Annotated in this window: 4 protein-coding genes and 1 tRNA gene; 4 read left to right on the forward strand and 1 reads right to left on the reverse strand. The window is 59.5% G+C overall.

The features are described from left to right. Positions 1-75, forward strand: a tRNA-Glu gene (locus WMO24_RS08795). A 119-nt stretch (positions 76-194) separates the two neighbouring features. Here the strand turns inward: WMO24_RS08795 and WMO24_RS08800 are convergent. Continuing rightward, complete coding sequence (locus tag WMO24_RS08800) at positions 195-398, reverse strand: hypothetical protein (RefSeq protein ID WP_349216032.1); 204 nt, start codon at positions 396-398, stop codon at positions 195-197. Between WMO24_RS08800 and WMO24_RS08805 the strand changes: the two genes are divergently transcribed. The 3 genes from WMO24_RS08805 to WMO24_RS08815 all read left to right on the forward strand — a co-directional run bounded on the left by WMO24_RS08805 (position 388) and on the right by WMO24_RS08815 (position 5851). Continuing rightward, entirely contained in the window at positions 388-1263 is an 876-nt protein-coding gene (locus WMO24_RS08805; protein WP_349216034.1) for a hypothetical protein, read from the forward strand. The two genes, WMO24_RS08800 and WMO24_RS08805, sit on opposite strands and share 11 nt — an antisense overlap. A gap of 326 nt (positions 1264-1589) precedes the next feature. After that, positions 1590-2714, forward strand: coding sequence for an exonuclease SbcCD subunit D (locus WMO24_RS08810; protein ID WP_349216035.1), 1125 nt, complete (start codon positions 1590-1592; stop codon positions 2712-2714). Continuing rightward, positions 2711-5851, forward strand: a complete 3141-nt coding sequence (locus tag WMO24_RS08815) for an AAA family ATPase (protein WP_349216036.1) — start codon at positions 2711-2713, stop codon at positions 5849-5851. The genes WMO24_RS08810 and WMO24_RS08815 overlap by 4 nt, the downstream gene beginning before the upstream one ends. The last annotated feature ends 149 nt before the right edge of the window (positions 5852-6000 follow it).

Raw genomic sequence — 6000 nt, forward strand, 5'->3', positions numbered from 1 at the left:
GGCCCGATGGTCAAGCGGTCAAGACATCGCCCTTTCACGGCGGTAACCCGGGTTCGATTCCCGGTCGGGTCACCAAAAAAGCTCAGTCTTTCGACTGAGCTTTTTCTTTTTCTGCGCTCTCCTTGCGCGGAGCGATAGTGCTTTGTAATACAATCAGCCTTTTTTGGCAGTCGATGTGAATCATCGGGTCAATTTTATCTTTTATTTTCTTCTCCCAAGTCAAACTGTTCTAACGAACCGTCAACTCCTTGGTAAAAGGGGCGTGCTCTGGGGCACTTTGCAAAAACTTCCCCTTGAAACAGCAAGGCACAAACGAATAAAATAAAGACAGGGATTGCCCGGAATTCTGAACCGGGGATCATTTTGTTCGAGGTGAGCAGGATGGCAATGTCAACCATTTACGTGTGGATTACGACCTGCTGTGATCTGTTCTTTTCTTATTTTCTGGCGTGCAAGCTTACAAAAGAACGGGTGCGCAAATATGCCCGAAAAGGGATGGAAAAAGAGAGCGAATTCGAAATCAAACGCTTTCAAACTTTTCTGTTTCCCCTTTTGGTTTCCCTGGCGGTCTTTGTGAATCTCATGTGTCTCTATGGGGGAATCTATTTGATCTGTGATGACCTGCCCAATAAAATCACAGGCCGCTGGCCTGTTTGCGAAGGGACCATTGTGGGCTGGTACGATGGATATCGTGGCAAAGGCGCCGCGATGATTCAGGTGGGAGACGAGACCAAGGGATATGATATTCGGAACCTCAACATTCTGGAGGGCGAGATGGTGGGGGTCACCGTTCGGATGGCTTATAACAGAGGCGTCGCCTGCATTTTGGAGCATCAGGAAAACGGCAATTGGGTGCGTGAGAGGAATTTGCCCTATTACGGGCGGGAAGCCCATGCAGTTCAAAAAACCATTGCCATGAATCTTCTGGCCGGCGCGCTCACCGGCGGTTTTGTTCTGAAAAAACTGCTTTGGCCGGAAAAAACGGCTTTTTTCAAAAGCAAAGCTCTCCGCAATGTCCTGGGCGGCTCTCTTCTGGCTTTGACCGTGGCCGGCGAAGTGCTGGTGTGCTGCACGGTGCAGCGTTTTGGACAAACCTGGCAGGGAGAAGAGCAGATGGTGCACAGTCAGCTCTTTCTTCTGGTGCTGCTTTATGCCAATATGCTGTTCTGCATTCTGGTCACCCCAAAATCCACAGGATACCGCTATTGGTGGATCACCGCAAAAGAGTTTTTCAAAGAGCTGGAGGAAAAGGAAAAGAAGTGATATCATCTTTTTCTGAATAAGTTTTCCCCTTTGCCTACGCCGCCCGACATTCAGGCGGCGTAGGCTTTTTAATCAGTATTTTGTAATGGAATCATTTCCGAATACCCTATTTTGGCAGGGGCAATTTCCAGAGTACAAAGCCGCACTTGCAGTTCATCCGCCCCTTGGACGAAGAGTCTCTCGCCCGCAAAAAGGAGGGTTGCCTACCGCATGCACGCTGTTTTCAGGCGCTAAAAGAGCCGTAACTTGCGTGTGGGATGTTTTTGCGGTAACATGATTCTATATGGGCGCTGAACCGAAAGCGCCCCCGAAACAGGAGAAACGATATGAAATGTTTGCATCTGTCCGATCTGCATCTGGGCCGCAGACTGCGGGAAGCGGATCTGGAAGAGGATCAGAACTATCTTTTAAATGAAATTTTCAACATCGCTGTGGAAAAACGTGTGGACGCGGTGCTGATTGCCGGTGACGTGTACGACCGCAGCGTTCCCACCGTGGGTGCGGTGCGGATGTTTGACGAGTTTCTGACCAGGCTGAGCCAGGCATCCATCCCCGTGTACGTCATCAGCGGAAACCACGACAGCGCAGAGCGTCTGGGTTTTGCGGACCGGCTTCTGGACGAAAAAGGCGTGCATCTTGCCTGCGTGTTCGACGGCCAATTGGTGCGCTATCCGTGCCGGGACGATTTTGGCTCCGTGACCATCTGGGCCATGCCTTTTTTAAAACCCGCGTCCGTGCGGCGTTTTTATCCGGAAGAATCCATTGAAAGCTACACCGATGCCGTGGCGGTGGTCCTGAAAAAAGCCAACCCGGATTTTTCGCAGCGCAATGTGCTGATTGCACATCAGTTTGTAACGGCTGTGGGCTGGGATACGCAGCGGTGCGAGTCCGAGACGCTGAGCCTCGGCACGCTGGACAACGTGGATGCGTCCGTGTTCGACGGCTTTGACTATGTGGCGCTGGGACATGTGCACAGCGCCCAGCGCGTGGGCTGGGACACCATCCGGTACTGCGGCGCTCCCTTCAAGTATTCCGTGGACGAGGCCCGGGGCGAAAAAGGCGTTCTGCTGGTGGAACTGGGCGAAAAAGGACAGGTGGATGTGGAAAAAATTCCCCTTCACTTTCTGCGGGACGTGCGCAGGGTGAAGGGAACGCTGGAACAGATCCTGTCCGGCGCGCAGCCGTCGGAAGATTATCTGCATGTGGTGCTCACCGACGAAACACCCCTGATCGACGCGGCGGCCCGGGTGCGGGCGGTCTACCCCAATCTGGTGAAGCTGGAGTTTTCCGCCCGGCACGGGCAAACCGACGCTTCGGACCGCGCCCAGGAGATGCTGCACAAAACGCCGCTGGAGTTGTTCGGCGATTTTTACCGCCAGGTCCACGGCAGCGATCTGTCCGACGAGGAGACCGAAGTGATGAAACAGGTATTTGAGGAGGTGCGGGAATGAGACCGATGCGCCTTTCCCTGTGCGCCTTTGGCCCCTACGCGGGAAAAGAAGAACTGGATTTGGAAAAATTCGGGCACAGCGGTCTTGTGCTGGTGGCCGGCGATACCGGCGCAGGCAAGACCACGCTGTTTGACGCGGTGTGCTATGCCCTGTTCGGCAAGCTCAGCGGCCGGGTCCGCGGCGTGGAGACCGTGCGCAGTGACTATGCCGCTCCGGGCGATGAAACCTATGTGGAGCTGGTGTTCGAGCACCGGAACAAGGAGTACCGCATTCGCCGCACACCGGAATATCAGCGGCCCAAGACCCGGGGCGAAGGCATGACCCAGCACGACGCCACCGCGGAATTTTATGCGCCGGGCCAGCCTGTGCTGGACAAGGTGCGGGATGTGAACCGGGCGGTGAATGAGCTGCTGGGCATTGACGCGGACCAGTTCCGCCAGATCGCCATGATCGCCCAGGGCGAGTTTGTAGCCCTGTTGAATACCGCCGGTGAGGAGCGCAGTAAAATTCTGCGGCAGATTTTCAGCACCGGTGTGTATCGGCGCGCCCAGGATCGGCTCAAGGAGCTGGCCGCCCAGTGCAATCGGGAAACGGAGCAGGGAAACGAACTGCTGCGCCGTCAGTTTCAGGCGCTGCGCCCGGACACCGAAGAAAATGCGGCGGCGCTGGCGGAACTTTTGAAGGATGAGGGCTGTATTTACCGGGGCGCGGAGGTGCTGGAGCTGGCCGGGCGCATGACCCGTGCCGACAGCGCGCTGGTGCGCCGGCTGGACCGGCTGGACGAGCAGCAGGCACACCAGGCGGAGCAGCAGGCCGCCCTTCTGGAACAGGCGCGGCAGACAAACCGGCTGTTTCGCCGCCGGGAACAGCTTGCGGAACAGCAGGCGCAGTTTTCTGCCCGGCAGGAGGAATTTGATCGCAAAAAGAAAGAGCTGGCTTTGTGGGAGAGCGCAGCCGGCACCGTTGTCCCCGCCGAAGAGCGGTGGAATCAGGCCCGGGCAGATGCGGAAAACTGGGCTGGGAAAAGCGCGCAGCAGTCTTCCCTGCGCCAAAATCTGCTGGAGCAACGGCAGCAGCAGGAGGCTGCCTGGGCCGATGCCCAGAAACAAAAGGAAGACCTGGTCCCGCTGGCGGCGCAGATCGCCCGCCTGACAGAGACACTGCCGCTGTACCGGGAGGCAGAGCAGGCGGCCCGGCGCTGTGAAGAACTGGAAGCCGCCGCCCGGCAGCAGTCTGCCCGGCGCAAGCAGCAGGAGCAGGAACAACAGGAACTGGCCGCGGAGATCGACCGGGTGACCCGGCAGGCAGGCGCCGCCGGTGAGGCGGCCGCAGCGCTGGCCAATGCAGAGCAGGCCTGCCGAACGGCAGAAGAAGAAAAACAGCAATTGCAGAAGCTGAACCGTGCGCTGCTGCAATGCAAGGCGCTTCGGCAGGAGGCCGATGAAAAACAGGCAGCCTATCAAACAGTCCACCGGATGTATCAGGAGCGCCGTCAGGCCTACGAACGTCTGGAGCGGCAGTTTTGGGACAGCCAGGCCGGGGTTCTGGCCGCCCGGCTGGAACAGGACGTGCCCTGCCCCGTTTGTGGCAGCATCCACCATCCCTGCCCTGCCCCGCGCCCGGCAAACGCACCGGACGAAGAGCAGCTGCGCCGGGAACAGCAGATGCTGGAGCAGCAGCGGGCACAGGTGCAGCAGGCTTCCGCGGACAGCGGGCGCGCAGCCCAGAAATTTGAGAGCGCCCGGGAGCAGTGCTTTGCAGACGTGGCCGCTCTGTGCGGCGCGCAACCGGAAGACGGGGCGGGCGCACGAACACTTCTGAAAAACAAAAGCGCTCAGCTGGAGCAGACGGACGTCCGCTTGCAGCAGGCGCTGGCACAGGCTGTTGAAACAAAAAAACGGTGCGATGAAGCCGTGAAGACACTTCCCCGGCTGCAGCAGCGCCGCCAGCAGGCAGAGGCAGCCCTGCGCCAGGCCGATGAGCAGGCAGCCCGGGAACAGCAGGAGCTGGCCGCCCTGCGCGCCCGCAGACAGGAGCTGGCGGCACGCCTGACCAGCGGCACCCGGGAGGAAGCCGAGGCTGCGCTGGCCGGGGCCACCGCCCAAAGCCGCCGGCTGGAGCAGGCTTTCCGGCAGGCTCAAAGCCGCTGGCAGGAATACACCGCACAGCTGCAGAGCACCGAAACGCTGTGCCAAGACTATGCGCGGCAGGCTTCTGACGCCCGCACCGCGGAGCTTCGGGCGCGGAAGGCCTTTGAACAGGCACTGGAAAAAGCCGGGTTTGACACCGAGCAGCAGTACCGTGCGCACCGGGTGGAAGAAGCGGCGATCCGCACCCGGAAAAAACAGCTGGAAGAAGAGCAGCGGCAGCGGGACGCCTGCGCCGCCGAGCAGAGCAGTCTGGACCGGCAGCTGGAAGGCCGCACTCCGGCGGATGAGGCCGGGCTGGAGAACGCCCTGGCACAGCTTCGCAGTCAGCGGCAGGAGAACGGAGCGGTCCGGCAAACCGTGCACACGCGGCTTTCCATGAACCGCGAGGCGGAAAAGCAGCTGAAAAAGATTCTGGAAGAGAACGCGGCGACCCAGCACCGGGCCGCGGTGATCCAGAAACTGAACCGCACGGCCAACGGAACACTGACCGGCGGCCTGGGACGCAAACAGTTTGAACAGTACGTGCTGACCGCGCACTTTGAAAATGCGGTGGCGGCGGCCAACCGGCGCTTTTCCCGCATGACCGACGGCCAGTTCGAGCTGTTGTGCCACAACCGGGCCGAGGGCCGGGGCCAGAGCACGCTGGATCTGGACGTGCTGGACAATTATACCGGGAAAGTGCGCAGTGTGCGGAGCCTGTCCGGCGGCGAGTCCTTCAAGGCGGCGCTGTGTTTGGCGCTGGGCCTTTCGGACGTGATCCAAAGCTATGCCGGCGGCGTGCAGATCGACGCCATGTTCATTGACGAAGGCTTCGGCACGCTGGACGCTCAGTCCATGGAAAAAGCGCTGGAAGCGCTGCAGGGTCTGACCGAGAGCCGCCGTCTGGTAGGCATTATCTCCCATGTGGCCGAACTGCGCGAGCGCATCGACAAACAGCTGGTGGTGCGCAAAACCACCCGCGGCAGCAGCATTGAAATGAGAGTATAAAAAAGAAGGGGGCTTTGGCCGGGGTTCCATAAGGAAACGACGCCGGGCAGGTGCCCCTTTTGCGCGGCTGCGTCGTCAAACCGCCTCGACAACCACAAAGGGTGCCGGGTTTTTCCCGCAAGGCGGGAAAATGGGGACCAGGGCTGGTC

This window comes from Ruthenibacterium intestinale (genome assembly GCF_040096265.1).
GTDB lineage: Bacteria > Bacillota > Clostridia > Oscillospirales > Ruminococcaceae > Ruthenibacterium > Ruthenibacterium komagatae.